At 39.9% G+C, this 21,811-nt stretch carries 22 protein-coding genes; 11 read left to right on the top strand and 11 right to left on the bottom strand.

The genetic code is table 11. The features are described from left to right. Positions 1 to 75: 75 nt before the first annotated feature. The gene (locus A9Y75_RS03890; protein ID WP_071188239.1) at positions 76 to 1,032 is read right to left on the bottom strand and encodes an RNA polymerase sigma factor, RpoD/SigA family; all 957 of its coding nucleotides are present in this window, start codon (positions 1,030 to 1,032) and stop codon (positions 76 to 78) included. A gap of 481 nt (positions 1,033 to 1,513) precedes the next feature. On the opposite strand from A9Y75_RS03890, the gene A9Y75_RS28220 reads away from it, so the two are divergent. Further along, positions 1,514 to 1,675: a hypothetical protein gene (locus A9Y75_RS28220; protein WP_177176096.1), complete on the top strand. Its 162-nt coding sequence runs from the start codon at positions 1,514 to 1,516 to the stop codon at positions 1,673 to 1,675. Here A9Y75_RS28220 and carB read toward each other — a convergent pair. Beyond that, positions 1,665 to 4,934, bottom strand: a complete 3,270-nt coding sequence (gene carB / locus A9Y75_RS03880) for a carbamoyl-phosphate synthase large subunit (protein WP_071188237.1) — start codon at positions 4,932 to 4,934, stop codon at positions 1,665 to 1,667. The two genes, A9Y75_RS28220 and carB, sit on opposite strands and share 11 nt — an antisense overlap. A 975-nt stretch (positions 4,935 to 5,909) precedes the next feature. Further along, complete coding sequence (locus A9Y75_RS03870; protein WP_071188235.1) at positions 5,910 to 6,464, bottom strand: Dps family protein; 555 nt, start codon at positions 6,462 to 6,464, stop codon at positions 5,910 to 5,912. 389 nt (positions 6,465 to 6,853) lie between these two features. Here A9Y75_RS03870 and A9Y75_RS03865 point away from each other — a divergent pair, with 389 nt between their 5' ends. Together A9Y75_RS03865 and A9Y75_RS03860 are read left to right on the top strand one after the other, a co-directional pair. Continuing rightward, on the top strand, positions 6,854 to 7,111 hold the full coding sequence (locus tag A9Y75_RS03865; RefSeq protein ID WP_026104096.1) for an Asr1405/Asl0597 family protein: 258 nt from the start codon (positions 6,854 to 6,856) through the stop codon (positions 7,109 to 7,111). Between the two features lie 40 nt (positions 7,112 to 7,151). Further along, the gene (locus A9Y75_RS03860; protein ID WP_071188234.1) at positions 7,152 to 7,769 is read left to right on the top strand and encodes a (2Fe-2S) ferredoxin domain-containing protein; all 618 of its coding nucleotides are present in this window, start codon (positions 7,152 to 7,154) and stop codon (positions 7,767 to 7,769) included. A gap of 137 nt (positions 7,770 to 7,906) precedes the next feature. On the opposite strand, the gene A9Y75_RS30330 is transcribed toward A9Y75_RS03860, so the two are convergent. Then, a complete protein-coding gene (locus A9Y75_RS30330) occupies positions 7,907 to 9,154 on the bottom strand; it encodes a Rid family detoxifying hydrolase (protein ID WP_071188233.1) in 1,248 nt (415 codons plus the stop codon). Positions 9,155 to 9,314: 160 nt separating this feature from the next. Here A9Y75_RS30330 and A9Y75_RS03850 point away from each other — a divergent pair, with 160 nt between their 5' ends. Next, positions 9,315 to 10,013 (top strand): DUF433 domain-containing protein, encoded by a 699-nt coding sequence (locus A9Y75_RS03850; RefSeq protein ID WP_236721321.1) that lies wholly within the window; start codon positions 9,315 to 9,317, stop codon positions 10,011 to 10,013. After that, positions 10,010 to 10,399 (top strand): hypothetical protein, encoded by a 390-nt coding sequence (locus tag A9Y75_RS03845; RefSeq protein WP_071188231.1) that lies wholly within the window; start codon positions 10,010 to 10,012, stop codon positions 10,397 to 10,399. Before A9Y75_RS03850 ends, A9Y75_RS03845 begins: the two co-directional genes overlap by 4 nt. Positions 10,400 to 10,486: 87 nt before the next feature. Here A9Y75_RS03845 and A9Y75_RS03840 read toward each other — a convergent pair whose 3' ends face one another. Then, positions 10,487 to 10,918: an NUDIX hydrolase gene (locus A9Y75_RS03840; RefSeq protein ID WP_071188230.1), complete on the bottom strand. Its 432-nt coding sequence runs from the start codon at positions 10,916 to 10,918 to the stop codon at positions 10,487 to 10,489. 319 nt (positions 10,919 to 11,237) lie between these two features. On the opposite strand from A9Y75_RS03840, the gene malQ reads away from it, so the two are divergent. After that, on the top strand, positions 11,238 to 12,746 hold the full coding sequence (gene malQ, locus A9Y75_RS03835; RefSeq protein WP_071188229.1) for a 4-alpha-glucanotransferase: 1,509 nt from the start codon (positions 11,238 to 11,240) through the stop codon (positions 12,744 to 12,746). 202 nt (positions 12,747 to 12,948) lie between these two features. Here malQ and A9Y75_RS03830 read toward each other — a convergent pair whose 3' ends face one another. Together A9Y75_RS03830 and A9Y75_RS03825 are read right to left on the bottom strand one after the other, a co-directional pair. Continuing rightward, on the bottom strand, positions 12,949 to 13,761 hold the full coding sequence (locus A9Y75_RS03830) for a RodZ domain-containing protein (protein ID WP_071188228.1): 813 nt from the start codon (positions 13,759 to 13,761) through the stop codon (positions 12,949 to 12,951). Between the two features lie 33 nt (positions 13,762 to 13,794). Next, positions 13,795 to 14,583, bottom strand: coding sequence for a pseudouridine synthase (locus tag A9Y75_RS03825; RefSeq protein WP_236721320.1), 789 nt, complete (start codon positions 14,581 to 14,583; stop codon positions 13,795 to 13,797). Positions 14,584 to 14,686: 103 nt separating this feature from the next. On the opposite strand from A9Y75_RS03825, the gene A9Y75_RS03820 reads away from it, so the two are divergent. Further along, on the top strand, positions 14,687 to 15,400 hold the full coding sequence (locus A9Y75_RS03820) for a DUF2993 domain-containing protein (protein WP_071188226.1): 714 nt from the start codon (positions 14,687 to 14,689) through the stop codon (positions 15,398 to 15,400). Here the strand turns inward: A9Y75_RS03820 and A9Y75_RS26115 are convergent. From A9Y75_RS26115 to cbiT, 3 genes are all read right to left on the bottom strand, one after another. Further along, positions 15,365 to 15,895: a hypothetical protein gene (locus tag A9Y75_RS26115; RefSeq protein ID WP_177176095.1), complete on the bottom strand. Its 531-nt coding sequence runs from the start codon at positions 15,893 to 15,895 to the stop codon at positions 15,365 to 15,367. The genes A9Y75_RS03820 and A9Y75_RS26115 overlap by 36 nt on opposite strands. Positions 15,896 to 15,915: 20 nt before the next feature. Further along, positions 15,916 to 16,791, bottom strand: a complete 876-nt coding sequence (locus tag A9Y75_RS03810; protein WP_071188225.1) for a phosphatidate cytidylyltransferase — start codon at positions 16,789 to 16,791, stop codon at positions 15,916 to 15,918. 373 nt (positions 16,792 to 17,164) lie between these two features. Further along, on the bottom strand, positions 17,165 to 17,767 hold the full coding sequence (gene cbiT / locus A9Y75_RS03805) for a precorrin-6Y C5,15-methyltransferase subunit CbiT (RefSeq protein WP_071188224.1): 603 nt from the start codon (positions 17,765 to 17,767) through the stop codon (positions 17,165 to 17,167). A 177-nt stretch (positions 17,768 to 17,944) separates the two neighbouring features. On the opposite strand from cbiT, the gene A9Y75_RS03800 reads away from it, so the two are divergent. From A9Y75_RS03800 to A9Y75_RS28215, 4 genes are all read left to right on the top strand, one after another. Continuing rightward, positions 17,945 to 19,342: a serine/threonine-protein kinase gene (locus tag A9Y75_RS03800; protein ID WP_071188223.1), complete on the top strand. Its 1,398-nt coding sequence runs from the start codon at positions 17,945 to 17,947 to the stop codon at positions 19,340 to 19,342. Between the two features lie 102 nt (positions 19,343 to 19,444). Beyond that, positions 19,445 to 20,836 carry a serine/threonine-protein kinase gene (locus A9Y75_RS03795; RefSeq protein WP_071188222.1) on the top strand — a complete coding sequence of 464 codons (1,392 nt, stop codon included), beginning with the start codon at positions 19,445 to 19,447 and terminating at the stop codon, positions 20,834 to 20,836. A gap of 39 nt (positions 20,837 to 20,875) precedes the next feature. After that, entirely contained in the window at positions 20,876 to 21,040 is a 165-nt protein-coding gene (gene tatA, locus A9Y75_RS03790; RefSeq protein WP_071188221.1) for a twin-arginine translocase TatA/TatE family subunit, read from the top strand. Positions 21,041 to 21,156: 116 nt separating this feature from the next. Next, the gene (locus A9Y75_RS28215) at positions 21,157 to 21,300 is read left to right on the top strand and encodes a hypothetical protein (RefSeq protein ID WP_177176094.1); all 144 of its coding nucleotides are present in this window, start codon (positions 21,157 to 21,159) and stop codon (positions 21,298 to 21,300) included. A 261-nt stretch (positions 21,301 to 21,561) separates the two neighbouring features. Here the strand turns inward: A9Y75_RS28215 and A9Y75_RS28210 are convergent, their stop codons facing one another. After that, on the bottom strand, positions 21,562 to 21,765 hold the full coding sequence (locus A9Y75_RS28210; RefSeq protein ID WP_269086274.1) for a glycine zipper domain-containing protein: 204 nt from the start codon (positions 21,763 to 21,765) through the stop codon (positions 21,562 to 21,564). Positions 21,766 to 21,811: the final 46 nt, after the last annotated feature.

Here is a 21,811-nt window from a genome sequence, read left to right as displayed (position 1 = left end):
TCCCCATCTCCCCATCTCCCCATCTCCCCATCTCTTCGTCCCCGCGTCCCCCCATCTCCCCATCTCCCCAGTCCCCTAACTAGCAAGATACTCATTGATATTAGTTTTAGATTTGCGAAGTTTTGTTAAGGCTTCGCGCTCAATTTGCCGAACTCTTTCTCTGCTGATATTGAGAAGTTCACCTATTTTGGCGAGAGTCAAGGCTTGTCCGTCGGTTAACCCAAAGCGCAGCTTAATCACTTCCTTCTGTTGTGGTGTGAGTTCTGCCATTAAACGCTCTAAGTCATAAGATAAGGAAGATTGCATCACAAAATCTTCTGGAGATGCGCCTGTATCTTCTAACATTTCACCGAGTTCGGTGTCGTAATTATCTCCTAGACGCAAATCTAGAGATAAAGGTAGACGAGCTTTTTCTAGACACTCTCGCACCTGTTTAGGTGTCAGTTCTAATTCTTGAGCCAATTCTGTAGCTGTGGGCGCACGTCCCAGTTTTTGTGACAATTGGCGTTGAGCTTTTTTAATTTTATTTAATTTTTCAGTAATATGAATAGGCAAGCGAATAGTGCGTGCTTTTTCAGCGATCGCACGAGTTATGGCTTGACGTATCCACCAATAGGCATAAGTAGAAAATCTATAACCTTTAGTAGGGTCAAATTTTTCTACCCCACGTTGCATACCAATGCTGCCTTCTTGAATCAAGTCTAGCAAATCAACATTGCGCTTAATGTACTTTTTGGCAACAGACACAACCAGCCGCAAATTGGCTTCTACCATCTTGCGCTTGGCGATTTCACCATCAGCGATTAATTCGTTTAACTCTGCTGGTTCTAGTTTTGTTGCTTGAGCCCATTCTTCTAACGTCGGTTCACGATCTAACTGAAGAGCAAGATTTTCTCTCACTTCATTTAAGCTGGTAGATCGTTGCACCTGTTTACCATAACAAATCTCTTCTTCGTGGGTGAGAAGTGGCACACGGCCAATCTCACGCAGATAAGTCCGCACAAGGTCTGTGGCTGTCTGAGCGGTCTTCATGGCGCTACTCTTTGGTGATGACGGGTTTGCTAGTAGGGTCATTGATTTATAAATGCCTTCTTAGGGTGCTATCCAGTCAAGCTGGGAAACCATACTAAGGTTTGCGACTTACACGCTCGATAAACTCGGCTACTCAATATTTGGTCAAAAGAGGCTATTAACTGCTAGACGTTACAGTTACTTCCTCGTAATCACAAGTACCTAGAGTTAGATATAAGGTAACAAGTAGAACATTTTTGGTTTTATTTGGATTATTAACAATTGTAACATTTATGAGAAGAGTTTGACTACCGAGAAACCTGTAATTTCGTGGCTGTTTAAAGTCGGCTATTACGGTGATTTTACCCAATAGTATATATATGAAGGCACTTACAACGATTTCCTACCCCAGGAAATAGCTTTCTCATATTTGTTAAAATATCTCAATGATAACTATAATAGTTCTCCCATAATAATTGCTTAATGTTTTGGGGATGAGGAATTGGGTATTGGAGATTGGGTATTGGAGATTGGGGATTTAAGTTATTCTTCATTTTCTCCGCGTCTCCGCGTCTCCGTGTCTCCGCGTCCCCGCGTCCCCCCATCACCCCATCACCCCACCTCCCCATCATCCCATCATCTCATCACCCTATCTACTGACTAATGGGGCAGTATTCTTGAATGACCTTTACATCCAAAGTGGTATTTTGCAGAGAACGGATAGCTGCGACTGTGGCTTTTGCCCCGGCGATTGTGGTAATGATCGGAATTTTGTAAGCTAAAGCTGTGCGGCGAATTAATCTCGCATCAGTATGGGCTTCTTCCCCAGAAGGCGTATTGATGATCAGTTGGATTTTTTGGTTTTTGATAGCATCGAGGACATTGGGACGACCTTCATGGAGTTTGAGTACTGACTGAATCTCTAACCCTTGTTCTTGAAGGATTTGGCGTGTCCCTTGGGTAGCCATAACGGTAAAGCCTAAAGTCATAAACTCTCTAACCACATCTACCGCAGCGGATTTGTCGCGATCGCTCATGGACACAAATACAGTACCTTTGAGAGGTAGACGTTCACCAGCAGCCAATTCAGCCTTAGCAAAGGCACGGCCAAAGTCGCTATCGATGCCCATCACTTCACCAGTTGAGCGCATTTCTGGTCCCAAAATGGTATCTGTACCAGGGAATTTATTAAAAGGCAATACGGCTTCTTTCACCGCAATATGAGAGGGAATGACTTCTTGGGTAAAGTTCAACTCCTCTAAGGTTTTACCCGACATAATTAAGGATGCCAGTTTTGCCAGTTGTACACCCGTGGCTTTAGAAACAAAAGGAACTGTACGGGATGCCCTGGGGTTAGCTTCCAAAATGTAAACTTGGGGAGAATAACCATTTGCACCAACTACAGCAAACTGAATATTCATTAAGCCGACAACAGATAACTCCTGTGCTAGTTGAACCGTCCAAGTGCGAATTTGATTTAGCACTGCTGGAGAGAGAGAAATAGAAGGTAAGGAACAAGCGGAATCGCCTGAGTGAATCCCCGCTTGTTCGATGTGTTCCATGATGCCACCAATTACGACTCTGCCAGTATGGTCAGCGATCGCATCTACATCAACTTCAATGGCATTTTCTAAGAACTTATCAATCAAAATCGGGTGTTCTGGTTCCACCAACACCGCAAAAGTCATGTAACGTTCTAAATCCGCGTCAGAATAGACGATTTCCATCGCCCTTCCCCCCAACACATAGCTAGGACGCACGACGACAGGATAACCAATTCGTTTAGCAACAATCAACGCATCTTCGTAACTTCTAGCAATACCATTAGGTGGTTGGGCAATATTTAATTTTTGAAGAATTTTTTCAAACCGTTCGCGGTTTTCTGCCATGTCGATAGAATCAGGAGATGTACCCCAAATTTGCGGAACTGGGGATTGGGAATTTTCTAACTTGTGTAGATAATCCTGCAAGGGAACCGCTAATTTTAGTGGTGTTTGTCCGCCAAACTGCACAATTATCCCCACCGGGTTTTCCGTATCGATGATGTTGAGAACGTCTTCTTTGGTTAAGGGTTCAAAATACAAGCGATCGCTGGTATCGTAATCTGTCGAAACTGTCTCTGGGTTAGAATTGACCATAATTGTCTCATAGCCCGCACCATGTAAAGCATAGGCAGCGTGACAACAACAATAGTCAAATTCAATTCCTTGTCCAATTCGGTTTGGTCCACCACCCAAAATTATCACCTTGGGTTTTTCGGTGGGTAAAACTTCCGTTTCTTCTTCGTAGGTAGAATAGTAATATGGAGTTAAGGCTTCAAACTCAGCCGCGCAGGTATCCACCGTTTTGTAAACAGGAATCACCCCTAGCTGTTTGCGATATGCCCGAACTTCATCTTCATGAGTTTTGGTAGCGTAGGCAATTTGGCGATCGCTAAACCCATCTCTTTTAATTGCATACATCTTCTCCTTAGTCAACTGCTTTAAGGGAGTACGTTTCAGAAATTTTTCTACTTCTAGCAGTTGTTGCAATTTATCTAGAAACCAAGGGTCAATAGCCGTTAGTTCATAAATTTCCTCATTAGTCATCCCTAGTTGCATCGCATGACGCACAGAGAAAATTCTATCTGGGTTAGGTGTCCGTAACTGGGCGCGAATTTGTTCTCCACTAGGTAATTTTTCGGCTTTGTCACAACCCCAACCAGCGCGTCCTGTTTCTAGAGAACGTAAGGCTTTTTGGAAAGATTCATTAAATGTTCGACCAATAGCCATCGCTTCCCCAACAGATTTCATTTGTGTAGTCAGCACAGGATCTGAACCGGGAAACTTTTCAAAAGCAAAACGTGGGACTTTTGTCACCACATAATCAATAGTTGGTTCAAAGGAAGCGGGAGTTTTTTTGGTGATATCGTTTTGCAGTTCATCCAAGGTATAGCCCACAGCTAACTTAGCGGCTATTTTGGCAATGGGGAAGCCGGTAGCTTTAGAAGACAATGCAGAACTGCGAGATACACGAGGGTTCATTTCAATGACAACCACATCCCCATCAACGGGATTAACGGCAAACTGGATATTAGAACCGCCAGTTTCTACGCCAATCTCGCGGATGATTTTAATTGCCATATCCCGCAAGCGTTGATATTCTTTATCGGTGAGGGTTTGGGCGGGGGCGACGGTAATTGAATCCCCAGTGTGAATACCCATAGGGTCAATGTTTTCGATAGAACAGATAATCACTACGTTATCTGCTAAGTCACGCATGACTTCTAGTTCATATTCTTTCCAGCCAAGTAGAGATTGGTCAATGAGAATTTGAGACACGGGACTGGCATCAATACCTACTTGTGCCATTTCTTCAAATTCTTCTTTGTTGTAGGCGATACCGCCACCCGTACCCCCCATTGTAAAGGCTGGACGGATGATTAGGGGATATGTACCGATTTGGCGAGCAATCGCTTTTGATTCTTCTAAAGTCGAGGCTGTACCACTGGGACAGACTGCTACCCCAATCTTAGCCATCGCTTCGTTAAACAGTTTTCGGTCTTCGGCTTTTTCAATCGCTGGTAATTTCGCACCAATTAACTCAACGTTGTATTTATCCAAAACGCCATTTTTCGCCAAAGCTACAGCCAGGTTGAGGGCTGTTTGTCCTCCCATCGTTGGTAATAGGGCATCTGGACGTTCTTTAGCAATAACTTTTTCGACTATTTCCGGTGTCAGCGGTTCAATATAAGTGCGATTGGCTGTTTCCGGGTCAGTCATAATGGTTGCAGGGTTGGAATTAACCAACACCACTTCATAGCCTTCTTCTCGCAATGCTTTACAGGCTTGAGTTCCAGAATAATCAAATTCACAGGCTTGGCCAATTACAATTGGTCCAGAACCTAACAGGAGAATTTTTCGGAGGTCTTCACGACGGGGCATAGTTTTTACCTTAGATGACAAGAATACAAATCTTGACTATTTTAAGGGTCTTTAACCCTCATCATGCCATTTATTATCAAGGTTTCCAGGTTTTTATGTCCCAGAGGTAATGTAGTACCTCATGACTAGTACCGCAGGGCAGAATTAAAAAAAATTAACAATTAAAACTTAAAACTTAAAAAAAGCATATTCCACAAGCTTTTCAGGCATTTTTAATGGTTGGTTGACTTACACTTTGGGTAATATAAGTCACTTCTAAGTAGCCGTCATGAACTGCGTACACCAGAACACATGAAAAAAAACTTCTTATTCCCCTCCACGAAACAGCGGGGAGGGGTTAGGGGTGGGGTCTTATTTTCAAGTCAGGTTGGCGTTAAAAATTGTCGTTATGACAAGGCAGGAGGCAGAAGGAAAGAGGTTTTTGGGCAACCTTACTTTTCGTTACATAGTACTCTTCGAGAAGCCGCTGCGCGTCTACGGTTTTTTTGTGCCTTTCTACTTACCAGAAATAAACCTGTGTACTTAAGCTCTAAACCCCTGATCATACCTGAAAAGGAAGAAGGAAGAAAATAAGTAATCTTAATACTAGGGAAGTATTAATAAGATAAATTTTCAATAACTCCAGAATAAATTTACTCCTATTATTTATATGCATTTGTAGCCACAAAATAATTTTGATAATGCAAATAACAATATTTATTAATTAGTTCTTTTCTTAAAAAGAACTTAACCTAAAAATAATCTCATTTTTTTATACAGATATTCAATCAAAATGGCAGAAAGGTCTATATTTCCCTCTCTGCCATAAATAGACATCTCCGAAAAAATGTGCATAAATTGAAACCCTTGTAGAGACGTTCCATGGAACGTCTCTACTACAATCTTTTTTGGAGATGTCTATTGATCATCACCTAATCGTCTGAGAAGCTAATTTAGACTTCATGCTAAGTAATAATCATCGAGATGATGTAAATTTTAGTTTTGAGCAGGTTGGACAAAACCTAAAGTTAAACTATCTTTAGCTAAGAAGTGAGCCAAATGATAAGCTCTTTCTTCAGTTTTTAACAGGATTTTTTCGTAAAGGTAGCGTGTACCACGATCGCCTAAACTCTCAGCCTGAGAAGCTTGACGGCGAATGACGCTAATTATTGCTTGTTCTGCTACCAGGTCATTTTCTAGCATCTTCCGGGCTGCATACGCGCCATCAGTTTCAGGCTCAAAGCAGCATAATTCAGCTAATTTGCTAAAACTGGCAGCAGGTACACCACCTAGACCATTTAACCGTTCACCAATTTCATGGATGTGGTCTTGTACTTCTTTGTAGCTGGTATTAAAAAATTCATGCAGCGAGTAAAATTCTGCACCTTCAACTACAAAATGGTGTTTTTGATATTGTAGGTAGAGTGCTTGAAAACTAGCTAATACAACATTGAATCCTTCAACTACTGGAGTTGTAACACTCCGATCCAGTAATACAGGATTGTCATATACTTGACCGAAATCTTGTAACAAAATTTGAGTATCAGACATTGTTCTCCTCGCTTTTAAACAGTTATATTTTTCAACTGTTAAGTCTTTATATATTAACACTTAAAAAAATGTCGGCAAGCCTATTAAATCTTGCAGATTTTGGCATTCTCAAGGCTGTGAGTATTAATTTTTCTTCTTGTCAACTGCTCACAATCGATTTGATTTAGGTGTATGCACCTAATACCATTATTGACTTATACCACTAAATATGCATATGTCATGAGGAATATCTCTTCATCATAGAAGTGAGATATTTTTGCAAAATTAATGCAAATAATTTTCACTAGTGTGTTATAACTTGAGAAGAATTAAATTCCACAAACTCCTACAAACAGGGAGTTCACTTGTTGCGTTTACTGCAAGTTTGTTGCACTTTGAGGGCAATTCGCTTGAAATTTTTTAGCTCAGAAACAGGAATAATGCAGGTTGTTGAGGTGAATTGGGCAGATCGTTGGCAAGTATATCAACGTCTGCGTGAGTTGGATATTACTTGTGGTTGTGCAATTAACCAGCCATTACAAGTAGAAATAGCCAGTACCACAGCAGCTATTCAACTTTGGAGCGTGATTCGACAATTCACGGCTTCTCGTCAAGAACTGATTTGCACTCTTGAACATTGCTGGCGTATTCGTCACCAACAGTTTTAATTGGCTAATAACTTTTCTTCATTCACCGGAGGTCAAAAAAATGCCTATATATACTCAGCCAGAAGTAACAGAATTTTGCCTGGAAGGTCGGTTTTTAGATTTTGTGATCAAAGACGGATATAAGCTTAAAGGCTTATTATTGTGGACTTCTGAAGGTGAATGTTATGTGAAATTAGCCAAGCATTTACGGAGTACTTTTGATTTGCGTTTACCTAAAGGAACTTGGCTGCAAGTTGTGGGGACAAAACAGCACGACGCAAAAAAGGATAAGCTGACACTGAAAGCAGAACGTGTCATGGCTGCGCGTGAGGAGATGAGTAAACAACCTGCATTACAGAATCAGAATCAGCCAAAACCAGGTAAGACACAAACGATTTTAGTTTGTCAAAAGTCAGATTGCATGAAGCGCGGTGGTAAGGCTTTGTGTCAGGCTTTGGAATCTGAGTTGAGAAATAATGGTTTAGAAGATAATGTAATTATTAAAGGTACCGGCTGCATGAAAAACTGTAAAGCAGGACCAAATTTAGTGATGCCAGATAAAACTCGTTATAGTAAAATTCAAGCTGCACAAGTGCCGGCGTTGATAGATAAGCATTTTGGTGCTGAAATTCAGGAACAGTCAGAAAATGTTGCTGTACCTCGGTTTGCTAGAGTTTAGCGAATAGATATTACTGCGATTTTCGGGTAAATGAACCACATTTTTTTGGTCTCACGCAGAGGCGCAGAGGCGCAAAGGAAGAAAGGAATAGAAAAATTAGCGTGTGGTACAAATACATGAAAACCGCTGTAAATGCTTTAACCACTAATGACTGCGATGCAGTCAATTTCTACTAGCACATTTTTAGGTAAACGTGACACTTCAACACAAGCACGCGCTGGGGCTGTATCTTCGGAAAAATATTTTGCATAAACCGCATTCACTGCGGCAAAATCATTCATATCAGCTAAAAATACACCAGTTTTAACGACATCTTGGAAAGTAGCACCAGCTGCTGTCAGAATGGCTTCAAGATTAGCCATTACCTGTTCAGTTTGCTTAACTACATCTTCTGTGTAAACAACATCACCGAGTCGAGGATCAATGGCAATTTGTCCAGCTACAAACAACATTTGTCCAGATGCGACGATAGCTTGATTATATGGTCCCACTGGTGCTGGTGCTTTATCGGTACGGATTACTTTACGAGTCATAGATATCACTTTTTCTAATGGTGCTGGTTGTTTACCGAATTCTAAATCAGTAGATGTCGTGTAAACTTCTCCATCTGGCATTATCGCACCTGTGAGGTCTGCATTTTTAAAGGTTGCGCCGTAAATATTCGCGCCGGTTAAATCTGCTTTTTTGAGATTTGCGCCATTCAGATTTGCATTCATTAAATCTGTTTTTTGCAAATCTGCCCTTTCTAAATTTGTTCCTTGTAAACAAGCTTTTCGGAAGTTTACACCATTGAGATTGGCTGCACCTAGATCAGCCTCACCCAAATTCATAGCTGATAAATCTTTATTTGGTAGATTAACACCTCTAATTTTTGCTCGTTGGAAATTCGTATTTTTGAGTATCACATTATTTAAGTTTGTTTGACTCAAATCACAATCTGTCAAGTTAGCATTAGTAAAATTAGCAGAAGTGAGGTTAGTTCTAGCCAAGTTTGCATCTATCAAAGAAGCTTCAGTGAAATTAGTAGATTGTAGATTAGCATCTCTCAAGTTAGCATTATCCAAATTAGCATTACTGAAATTAGCATTATGTAGGTTTGCTTTCCCCAAATTGGCACTACTTAAATCACTCCAAGTCAAGTTTAAACTAGAACCGTTCACCAACTCACTCAAATTAGCATTTATTAAAGATGCCCTAGTGAGATTTGTGTTGTTAAGATTTGCTTTACTCAAATTTGCATCATTTAAATCTACCCCTGTTAAATCTGCATTATAGAAGTCTATTCCACTAAGATTTGCACCTTTTAGGTCTACCCCTCTCAGATTTACAGAATGAAACTTCCGTTCCCCAGCCGCGTATTTCTCCAAAAGTTCCTCAGCGTCCATAAAGCACCATTAAATACTATGTAAACAGTATAAAACAATGCTGGACATTAAAGTACAAGCTTCATCGCAAAATTTCGTGAAGATGAAATAAATAAAATGGCTAATGAAATCAATATAGTCAATAATTAAAGATCAACATCTCTGGCAGGTACATAAAATAATGGAACTTTATGGAAAAACTGATCCGAGAGATATTCCTTCCTACTCCATTAGAGATGCTGCTAAGTATCTCCGTATCCCAGCAGGAACAATTAGCTCTTGGGTAAAAGGTAGAAATTATCCTACTGCAAACGGGTTGAATTTTTTTAAACCACTTATTCTCACTCAAGAATTAAAACCAAAATTGCTTTCATTTACTAATTTAGTAGAAATTCATATTCTCAGAGCAATTCGGAAACATCATAAAATTCAACTAGATAACGTCAGAAAAGCTCTCGATTACATTGATGAGCAGTTTCAAGTACCACACCCCTTAGCGCGTGAAAAATTCCGAACTGATGGTGTTGACTTATTTATTGAAAGATACGGTTCTCTAATTAACGCATCTAAAGCTGGACAAACAGACATGAAAGAAGCTTTAAATGCTCATCTTGAACGCATTGAACCTGATGATACTGGTTTAGCAATCAAATTTTATCCGTTCACTCGTTCTCACGAAGAAGATAACCCTCGTATTGTTGTTATTGATCCCCGCATTGCTTTTGGTCGTCTTGTGATTGCTGATACAGGAATTACTACGAGTATTTTGGCAGAAAGATTGAAAGCTGGTGATTCAATCGAGGATCTGGCAGATGATTACGACTGTGATCCTGCAATAATTCAAGAAGCTATTCGTTGTGAGTTACCTGCTGCTGCATGAGCCAATCCCAATCAATTACGTTTTTCATAGATAGATGCTTAGGTAAAAAATCTATTGCAGAAACACTTCGCACAGCAGGTATTATTGTAGAAATTCATGATGATCACTTTGATAAAGGTGCTTTAGATGTAGATTGGTTGCCACAAGTAGGTGAAAAAGGCTGGGTTGTTTTAACTAAAGATGACCGAATCAGCAAAAATCAAATAGAAAGAATTGCTGTAGCACGCGCTCAAATAAAAATGTTTGTGTTAGCTTCACAAAACCTATCAGGGAAAGATATGAGCGAAATCTTTCTGAAAGCAATAGTTCCAATGCAAGAATTTGTCCGCAAACATCCTGCTCCATTTATCGCCAAAATCTATCGTGATGGCAAAATTAATCTGTAGAAAGACAGTCAGGAATTATTGGCAGAATTAAAGATTTTTGATGAATCTATCCCATTTGAGTCTTAATTAGGAACAATCCAAAATCCTTTACCCCAACCTCGGACGAATCCCATAATGCCGATATTGCCAATAATCGCGCAAAATCCGGTCATGATCAAAACACAAATTTCCAGGAACACACCAAGGCTCAAAAATTCCCACACCCTTAGCATCATCACCCGCTAAAGGCTCACCCGTTGCTGTAGCCAAAAACACAATACTAATTGTATGCTGACGGGGATCACGACTGGGGTCAGAATATACCAAAAACTGCTCTACCAACTCCACCTGTAGCCCTATTTCTTCTTTTGCTTCCCGTCGTGCAGCCACTTCCACAGCTTCCCCATAATCAACGAAACCACCGGGTAACGCCCAACCCAAAGGCTCATTATGGCGCTCAATTAATATAATCGGTCGATGCGGTCTATCAATTAATTCGATAATAATATCAACGGTTGGTGCAGGATTTCTGTAAGTCATACAATTTTAGATTTTAGAGGGTGTTTGAAAAGTCTCAATCCATACTAACCCTGGCGACTAGAAGTCGCGGCTACACAGACAAAACCCACCTCCGTGGGTTTGAAACACCTGTTTTTTGGTTAGTCCACGCAGGTGGACTTCGTTTGTGTAGTAGCGAATTATATTCGCCCAAAACTTTTCAAACATCCTCTTAGATAGATTTTAGATTTTGTATCAATTCTGTAACTTAACCCCATCTCCCTACGACATAGCATGATAAATTCGTTCCTGTAGCGTTTCCTAGACATGGAATCGCATCCTGTTATATTTTAGGTTAATTATGCCTTTTCCCAGATCCAGCGGTATTTTGCTGCATCCTAGTTCTTTCCCCAGTCGTTTTGGTATTGGGGATTTAGGTTTAGAAGCTTATCGGTTTATTGATTTTCTCAAAAATAGTTACCAGCAATATTGGCAAGTTTTACCACTTGGACCGACTGGTTATGGTAATTCTCCTTATATGTGCTACTCAGCAATGGCGGGAAATTACTTTTTAATTAGTCCAGAAAAGCTGGTAGATGAAGGGTTATTAGCTGAAAATGATTTTACTAATTTACCAAATTTTCCGGCAGATAAGGTAAATTTTGAGCAAGTTATACCCATTAAGGTAAATTTGCTCATCAAAGCTTGCAATAATTTTAAAAATCACGCAACAGCTATCCAAAAGAAAGCATTTACTGATTTTTGTCGCACCAAAGGCTATTGGCTAGATAATTACGCCTTGTTTATGGCGCTCAAAGATGCCAACAATGGGGAAAGCTGGAATACTTGGGAACCAGAACTAGCGAAACGTGAACCCGCAGCATTAGCCCAGATCACACAAAAGCTAGAACAGGAAATTTTTTATTACAAGTTTATCCAATACGAGTTTTTCCGTCAGTGGTCAGAACTCAAAAGTTATGCTAACGAGAATGGCATAGATATTATTGGTGATATTCCCATTTATGTAGCTCATGATAGCGCTGATGTGTGGGCAAATCCAGGGATTTTTGCTCTAGATGAAGAAACCGGCAAAGCGGCTTTAATGGCAGGTGTCCCACCCGATTACTTTAGCGCTACTGGTCAATTGTGGGGCAACCCGGTCTATAAATGGGAAGAGTTGCAAAAACAAGACTTTAAGTGGTGGGTACAACGCTTTGAAGCAATGCTGGATTATGTAGATATAATTCGCATTGATCACTTCCGAGGATTTGAGGCTTATTGGGCTGTACCCCAAGGGGAAGAAACAGCTATTAATGGTGAATGGATTGAAGCACCAGGGGTAGCTTTTTTTGAAGTTATTAAACAGAAATTGGGTAAATTACCAATTTTGGCGGAAGATTTGGGGATTATTACGCCACCAGTGGAAGCCCTGCGGGATCAATTTGAATTTCCCGGTATGAAGGTGTTGCAATTTGCTTTTGGTTCTGATCCTGGTAATCCGTTTTTACCCTTTAATTATCCACGTAATGCTGTAGTTTATACTGGCACTCACGACAATGACACCACTGTAGGCTGGTTTAATAGTGCGAATGATTACGAAAAGCAAAATTTGTTGCTTTATTTGGGTTCTATCAGTCCTGACGGCATACACTGGGATTTGATTAGATTAGCTTTGAGTTCCATTGCCAATCAAGCGATTATTCCTTTACAGGATGTTTTAGGATTGGGAAATCAAGCGCGAATGAATTATCCGAGTACGGCTGAGGGTAATTGGGATTGGCGCTATCAAGGTGGGGTTTTGAGTGGGGAATTGTGCGATCGCTTGAAAAATCTTACCAAACTTTACGGACGCGCTCCCAGTAATTCCTGATCAATGGGTTCTGAACAGGGAGTATCAAGATTCATCAACTTTTAACAATCAAAACGCCATACCCATTAGTGCATTAAAAGGCAAAGGGATTTTCTCGCAGAGGAGATAAATCCCTACCTTAAGGTAGGGGCGAGAAACGAATTTATGCGCTAATTATAGATTGTTCCTCTTTTTTCTCTCCTTCCTTTTTGCTCAAGACTCTTCAGGACTTGACTTTAGCAGCAATCCTGACTTCTCCGGTTTTTCCAGGTTTACCCATTTCCCTAGCTTCTTGATGATTGACACTCATGAGTACACCACCAGCATTATCAGTTTTAACTGTAAGTTGCTGAGTAGCTTTCCAATTGCGGTGAGATCCTTCCGGTAGAACTCCCTCAAACTCGGTTTTACCATCAGCGATGACACGAATCCAAGATGAGGACTTCAATGTGACACCAATTTCTACTGTTTGAATATCTGGACTAGAACTGAAAGTATCGCTAACAGGTTGAATTTGCTGTAACTCTTTTGATTGGATCTGTTCTGAAGTTAAACCTGATTCCGCTTGGGAGTTGATCTCTAGTTGGTTATTTTTTGCTTGCAGAGCTTGATTATTTAATAACTGAGACAGACCCTTCACTGAACAGATAATCAGGACAATGTAAAGTAAGTAAAGATGAACAGGACGCAATTGATTCATGGCTTTAGGTTTCCAAGTGATTTGTAAATTTACTGTTTGGGAACCAATGGGAAAAGTACTAGCAAATTCCGCGCCCTTAATGCCTAATGCATCAGCAAATTGCCTAATTAAACCTTGAACATAAATGGGTTCTGGTAAATCGGTTAGATTACCTATTTCAATGGACTGCAATAGTCGCCGAGGAATTTTAGTCAATAGTACCAATTCGTCTAGAGATAAACCCTTTTCTTGACGCAATAAGGCAAGTTGAGCGCCTAATTGTCGTAATTTTTCGGCTTGTTTTTCCTCCATAGACGGTTTAATAAGCTTTTCTTCCTTCCTTCTTAGCCATTTCATAATTTTTCTACACTCCTTAACTCTGTCGAATCTTTAAATAGGTATGTGCTTTAACTGCTGTTTTAAAAAAATAATCTCCTCTGGTGTGAGATAACGGTAGTTACCTGCTTCCAGAGATGGCGCTCTTGGCTTTTGTAATTGAATTGAACCTATAGCAGTACGTTGTAATTGGATGACTGGATATCCTAAATGTTGAGCTATGCGGCGAATCTGGCGGTTTCTTCCCTCCTGTAAAATAATTTCTAGATCGCTTTGATCAGGAAGACGTTCTATAAAACGTATCTGGGCAGGTCGTGTTTTTCTTCCTTCTAGGACTACACCTTGTCTCCACCTCTCCAACACTGCTTCTGGGGGATGTCCTCTGACTAAAACACGATAGGTTTTAGAGATACTATGACTAGGATGTGTGAGGCCAAATGTCAAGTCTCCATCATTGGTGAGAATTAATGCTCCTGTAGATTCTGCATCTAAACGACCCACAGGGTGAATCCCTAAACCATCTCGTAATTCTTTTGGTAATAAATCCAGGACGGTAGGTCTTCCCTGGGGGTCATAGCAAGTGGAAACCACTCCAGCTGGTTTATGAAGCAATAGATAAATTAAAGCTGGACGCTGCTTTTGGGAGACAAGTTTACCATCAATGGCAATAATATCTACATGGGGATCGACTTTTTGTCCTAAATGTGCCAAGATTCCATTGATATGCACTCGTGACTGCTTGATCATCTCTTCAGCTTCACGACGTGAGGCTATACCCCATTGAGCAATAATTTTTTGTACCCGTGCCTCCATGTGACGATTACTTCTTCCTTTAATACTCAAACTCTAATATTTGCATTTTGTTGTTAATAGCCATAAGTGTTACATTTAAGAATTGTTTAAGTTTTCTCAATTTTTGAGCAAAAATACCCGATAGAGTTGTTAAATGAGAAATCCTAGTTCCTCGGTAACAAATGGCAAAAAAATCCGCATCATCTCACAAGTTTTAACAACAGCGATTAAGCTATGGCTCAAAACCCAATTGAGTCAAGTATCGCAGCTAGAGGTAGAAATTAGCGCAAGCGATCGCCAAATTCTTTCTGGGAACATCCCTTCGGTTTCTATTTTCGCTGCTGATGCAATTTATCAAGGTATTCATGTTACGCATATTCAACTTGTTGCAGAAAATATACAGATAAACATTGGCTCAGTACTAAAAGGACAGCCGCTGCGACTATTAGAAATAGTACCAGTAGTAGCTGAACTGACTGTAGCGCAAGAAGATCTTAATGACTCTCTCTCATCTGAATTATTATCGACGACTTTAAATGATCTACTGGTTAAACTATTACCAGAACAGTGCCAAAAATCCAAGCCTATTTCTTGGCAGAAAATCACCCTTGACAATCAGCGCTTAATAATAACTGGTCTTTTAGAAGTTGAGACTAAACCCATGTTGTTGGAGATGTGTGTGGGTCTAGAGCTACTCAACGGGCAAGAATTACAATTAACAGAGATAAAAATCGAGCATAATCAAGAAATACTCTTAGAAAGTAATTCTGGATACAATTTTTACCTGGGTTCAGATGTTGATATTCAAGAAGTAACTGTGGTTCCCAGCCAACTAGTATGTCGTGGGCGAATTAACGTCAACCCTTAATTGAAGAAGACACGGGGACATGGGGACGCGGGGAAAGAGGGACGCGGGGACGCAGGGACGCGGGGACGCGGGGACATGGGGAAAGAGTTGACTGCCATCTCCCCATCTCCCCATCTCCCCATCTCCCCATCTCCCCATCTCCCCATCTCCCCATCTCCCCATCTCCCCATCTCCCCATCTCCCCATCTCCCCATCTCCCCATCTCCCCATCTCCCCATCTCCCCATCTCCCCATCTCCCCATCTCCCCATCTCCCCATCTCCCCATCTCCCCATCTCCCCATCTCCCCATCTCCCCATCTCCCCATCTCCCCATCTCCCCATCTCCCCATCTCCCCATCTCCCCATCTCCCCATCTCCCCATCTCCCCATCTCCCCATCTCCCCATCTCCCCATCTCCCCATCTCCCCATCTCCCCATCTCCCCATCTCCCCATCTCCCCATCTCCCCATCTCCCCATCTCCCCATCTCCCCATCTCCGCGTCTTCTTCGGTCAATTTTTTTACTGTTCACTGATTTACGGTAACAGTAGTGTGACGAAATAATAAACCAAGGGAGCCGTAAAAATATAACTATCAGTACGGTCTAAAATCCCTCCATGTCCGGGGATCAATTTTCCTGAATCTTTGACTCCCGCATCACGTTTAAGCAGAGATTCGGTTAAATCACCCAAGAGACTAGCAATACCGATGAGTAAACCCAGTGCAGAACCTGTCAGCAAGGAGTGCGGTAAATCCAGAACGTAGGCTCCGCCGATACCCACTGTTACACTGGCGGTAATGCCAAAAACTGCGCCTTCTACTGTTTTCTTAGGGCTGATGTCAGACAAGGGGGTTTTACCGAAAAACTTACCAATAATGTAAGCGCCGATATCTGCTGCCCAAATACACAAGAAAGTTAGGACTGTAGCCGTTAAACCCTGTGGTAAAGAGGCAAAATTTCCCTGTGCTAATACATCATTCCAGTTGGTAGGCCAGTATCCGCCTAAGGGGAGATTGCTGATAGTTGCGCTATCGATATCCCGCAACCGCACCCAGTAACTTGGCAAGTAACCTACATAAAATAGCCCCATAATCGAGGCGGAAATATCTGCAATTGTCGCTAATTGGGGTTGAAACAGCAGATAAAAACAAATAAGTGTGCCAGCTATGGGCATCACCGCATCAGCTAAACTACTATCAAGAGTACAAATGACTAATAAAACTTGACTAACAAACATGGTAGTTTTTGCCGCCGGAGCGATACCTCTGGCTCGCACCAAATTAAAATATTCCTGTTGACCTAAATAGACAACAATAGCGATCGCTATTGTAAAGTACCAACCTCCTAACAAGGTTGATGACAGCGCCATAGCGATCGCAATAACTCCACTAATAATTCGAGGCCAAGGCATAAGCAATAAAAAATAAAAAATGCGAAAATAAATAGAACTATGTTAAGTAAGGTAACAAATTCTGAAATTGGCTCTGTAGTTAGGGCTTTAGCCCGAATTTCAGGTCTAAAGACCTGACTAAAAACCTTTAATTATTTACGTTACTCTACTTACAGTCAATAGGATTCAATTTGAAGGTTTAACACTTTATTGAAGATTTTGGCTGCAATCCTCAACCAAAAACTACCGACTCAAATTTAAGAGAAGCAGCGCAAAAAAGCCCAAAGGCAAGGAAGATCGGATAAATTCTGACTTTTAGGCATCTGTTCCTTGTCTACATACGTCCAAAGTATAATTTTCAATTTTCAATTTTCAATTTTCAATTTTCAATTTTTTAATCTAGTTTCTCACCACTGAGAATAAAAATGGGATCAGCCGCTACAAAGGTTTGAGAAATACCGCGTGTCTCTAAACGGTTAACTGCTGACTGCACAACTTCGATATTTCTAGCTCTTAACTGAGAAAAGCTTTGGGAAATAGCATACAGACTTTCTAGATTAGCAGCAGTAGCTACAACTCGGCCGGATGGGGGCAAATAACGCCATACCACTTGTAAAATTTCCTGAATAGTGCGTCCTCCTTCAATACAGATGCGGTGAGGGGGAACTTTAATATCGTGCAAACACTCTGGGGCGCTACCTTCTATTACTTCCACATTTTTGACATCAAAGCGATCGCAGTTGCGTTTAATTAAATTAGCCACTTCCTCATCTCTTTCCACAGCAATTACCCGTCCCTGTGGACAAAGCAACCCCACTTCTACAGGAATTGTACCTGTACCCGCACCAATATCCCACAACACTGAATCTGGTTGTAGTCGCAGTTGGGAAATTAACAACAATCTTAATTCTCGCGGACTGAGGGGAATACCTGGTAAATTTTCAAATAATTCATCAGGAATACCGGGAGTAATATAAGGCCAAAGTTGGGAAGGCATAAGCAATTAAACATTAAAAGTTAAAAATTTAAAATGGAAAACCTAGTTTTGGTAAGCATCCTGGCTACAGGCTGTCTACAATTTAGATGTGGTATCGTTGAATAAAGATACTGACCAAACTTCTTGGATTCAGTAATAAACTACAGAAAGTTTAACTACATAGCCCTATAAGTAATCATGATCAATAGGGAAATATTGGCAAATCGCTACGAAGTTCAACAGCAGTTAGGCAAAAAGTCAGGACGACGAACTTTATTAGCGCGTGACTTGGTAACTGGTGACTTGGTAATTGTCAAGTTACTGGCTTTTAGTAGTGATTTTGAATGGGATGATCTCAAGCTTTTTGAGCGGGAAGCCGAAACCTTAAAATCTTTATCACATCCCTGTATTCCTCGCTACTTAGATTATTTTGAGGTGAATTCCCCTACATATAAAGGATTTGCCCTCATCCAAACTTATATCCCAGCCCAAACCCTAGAACAATATTTACAAGCTGGTAGGACATTTACAGAAATTGAAGTCAAAGAAATTGCTTCATCAGTTTTAGAGATTCTCATATATTTACATCAATTAAATCCACCAGTTATCCACCGTGATATTAAGCCTAGCAATATTTTGTTAGGAGAGCGATCTGGTCATAGTGTCGGTCAAGTGTATTTAGTAGATTTTGGCTCAGTCCAAACTGTTTTAGCCGCTGAGGGTGGAACTAGAACCGTAGTAGGAACCTATGGCTATATGCCTCAGGAGCAATTTGGGGGGCGTACTGTGAGAGCTTCTGACCTTTATAGTTTAGGCGCAACTCTGATTTATTTGGTGACGGGTACTAACCCAGCAGATTTACCCCAAAAGAATTTTCGCATCCAATTTGAACAAGTTGCTAATATTAGTACCAGTTTCGCTAACTGGTTGCAGCGAATCACAGAACCAAGTTTAGAAAAGCGGTTTTCTACTGCAACTGAAGCACTTACAGCATTAGAACAGCCAGAATATACTGAAATCAAAGCTTTAACTGTTGGTAAACCAGCAGGGAGTAAAATTCGACTCACCAAAAATGAAGATTCTTTAGAAATTATAATTCCTCCTGTCGGCTTTCAATCGTCGATGATATTTATAGGTTTTTTTGCCACATTTTGGAATTCATTTATCTTAATTTGGACTATTGGCGCTCTTTCTTCTGCACCTTTTCCTGGAAATATACCTTTTGCTTTGTTCTCTCTACCTTTTTGGGGCGTAGGTTTTTCGATGATCTACGGTATCTTGTATGGCTTATTTGGTAGTTTAAAAATTAGTATAGATTACCAACAAATTTCTCTTAATCATCAGTTGGGGAAATGGAAAATCCCCCGTCGTCGTTCAGCTTTTAGAGAAAGTATTAACAAATTGATTTACACGCCGAAATATTTTACTAAAGACTCAGATGGTGATAAAACTCAAGTACCTGCAAAATTGGTAATTTGGGCAGGAGTGGAAAAATTTGAGTTGGGTGTTAATAATGTGACTATTCAATCTGAAGCAGAATTAGAATGGTTAGCTAATGAATTAAGTGATTGGCTAGGTATAGAAATCACCAGTTAGACTAATGCATTCCAAATTTGTTAACTAACCTACTTGGCGATAGCCCCTTATCTAAGCCATGATTGATTTAGCACAATAACCAGGGTGTAAACTCATAAATTTATGGGCAATATCTTAGCAAATCGTTATGAAGTTCAAAAGCAGTTAGGCAAAAAAGCCGGACGAAGCACGCTGTTAGCAAAGGACTTAAAAAGTGAAGAATTAGTAATTGTTAAGTTGCTTTCTTTTAGTAGTGATTTTCAATGGGATGATCTGAAGTTATTTGAACGAGAAGCTGAAACCTTAAAATCTTTATCTCATCCTTGTATACCCCGCTATTTAGACTATTTTGAAATTAATTCAACTACATTTAAAGGTTTTGCTCTCATCCAAACTTATATTCCTGCCAAAACCTTAGAGCAATATTTAGAAAGTGGTAGAAAATTCACAGAATCAGAAGTTAAACAAATTGCTAAATCTGTACTCCAGATTCTCATTTATTTACATAGTCTGAATCCACCTGTAATTCACCGTGATCTTAAGCCTAGTAATATTTTATTGGGAGACAGAACAGGTAATACAGTCGGTCAAGTTTATCTGATAGATTTTGGCTCAGTGCAAACAGTTTTAGCAACAGAAAGGACAGGAACAAGAACTATTGTGGGGACTTATGGTTATATGCCACAGGAACAATTTGGAGGTAGAACTGTTCCCGCTTCTGATCTTTATAGTTTAGGGGCAACATTAATTTATTTAGTGACTGGTTCTCATCCTGCTGATTTACCAGAAAAGGATTTTCGGATTCAATTTGAGGAAGTTGCTAATTTGAGTGAGAATTTTACTAACTGGTTAAAGTTAATGACTGAACCTAGTTTAGGAAATCGGTTGCGTTCTGTAAATGAAGCAATCACAGCTTTAGATAAACCCCAGTTGTCAAAAAATGCTGCTTTAACTTTCAAAAAACCAACTGATAGTAAAATTAAACTAACCAAAAATAAGGAATTAATAGAAATTGTTATTCCGCCTATTGGCTTTAGAATACCTTCATTTAATGCAATTTTTAGTACTGTATTCTTAGTTTCTATAAGTCAAGGTATAGCGCTAGTTAGCCAAGAATTAATAACAATTTCTCCATTTTTTAAAATGATAGAAATAATATTTTTTATATTAATATTATCATTGTTATATAAACTCCTATTTATCTTATTTGGCAGGATGCGATTGCAAATTAATCAACATCAAATTTCCTTAATTCATGAACTATGGGGAACAAAAATAAAATTTTCTAAACCAGCCCTAAAAGAAGATATTTGTCTATTGCAAAGAATCAGAAAATATGCTCATAGAAATTCTGGGTTAACCTCATTACAAATTCAAGCTCAAATTATAATTTGGGCTGGAAAAAGGAAAAAATTTACAATCGGCAATGAAAATGATTTAATATCTGAACCAGAACTTGATTGGCTTGCACATGAATTAAGTGAATGGTTAGATATGCCAATCAGAACAGAATAAATTCTATAGTTAATTACAGTAGCTCAAGAGGAAAGTTAGATGTTTGGACTAGGATGGCCGGAAATAGTGATTATTGCTATAGTTGCTATTTTGATTTTTGGACCGAAGAAAATTCCTGAGTTGGGGGGAGTTTTGGGAAAAAGCCTCAAGAATTTCCAAGAGGGAATGAAAAAACCTGATGAAGATAATTCAGAGGATGTCTGAATCAGGATGTCCAGGATTTGAGGATTTACAGGATAAAATTGTGAAGATATTTATCAATAGCTAAATTGAGCTAGATGATAGAAATTTATTGATAATCACTCAATTTAGTTGTATTGATGACGGAACAAATTTTATCAACTTGTGTTCTAATTTTTGTCCATGAAGTTGACAGTAAAACCACAATTGTAATTTGGCGATCGCTCAAATTCTGTATTGAGATTAATTATAAACTAGCAATTTTCAGAATCAGTAACAATTGATGTAAGTGAATTACCGAAACTAGGGTGTAGGGCGTAAAGAAAAAGTAAATTCTTTAAAATGACGTTACTCTACACCCAATTGCCTTAAAGCCCCTCAATGTATTGATGAGGATACTCTACCACACCCTTATTAAACCAATACAAATCTCTGAATTTTGAGATTTATCGCACTTCTTCTAAGATAGCCAGGGTTTATACTTGGATATCCAAGATGATAAAGATACAAGATTTGTAACTTAATTATTTACAAAGATCCTTTTACTAAAGGGTAAATCTATGACCGCACTCTGGACAACAATAAGAACCGACTAAATTTTTATCCATCATTTTACCAAGCAGATGTCCTGCGAAAGCACCAGCCGCAGCACCAGTTAGCGCGCCAGCAACCGCACCTAGCGGACCAGCCGCAGCAAGACCCACAGCTGCGCCGATTTCTGACCCCTCTCCAGCACCAAAAAAACCAATAACTCCACCAGTAAATGTACCGATTCCAGTTAGAGGTCTTCTAAAT

The organism is Trichormus sp. NMC-1, assembly GCF_001858025.1.
Taxonomy (GTDB): domain Bacteria; phylum Cyanobacteriota; class Cyanobacteriia; order Cyanobacteriales; family Nostocaceae; genus Anabaena.
This window is presented reverse-complemented; position numbering and strand designations above follow the sequence as displayed.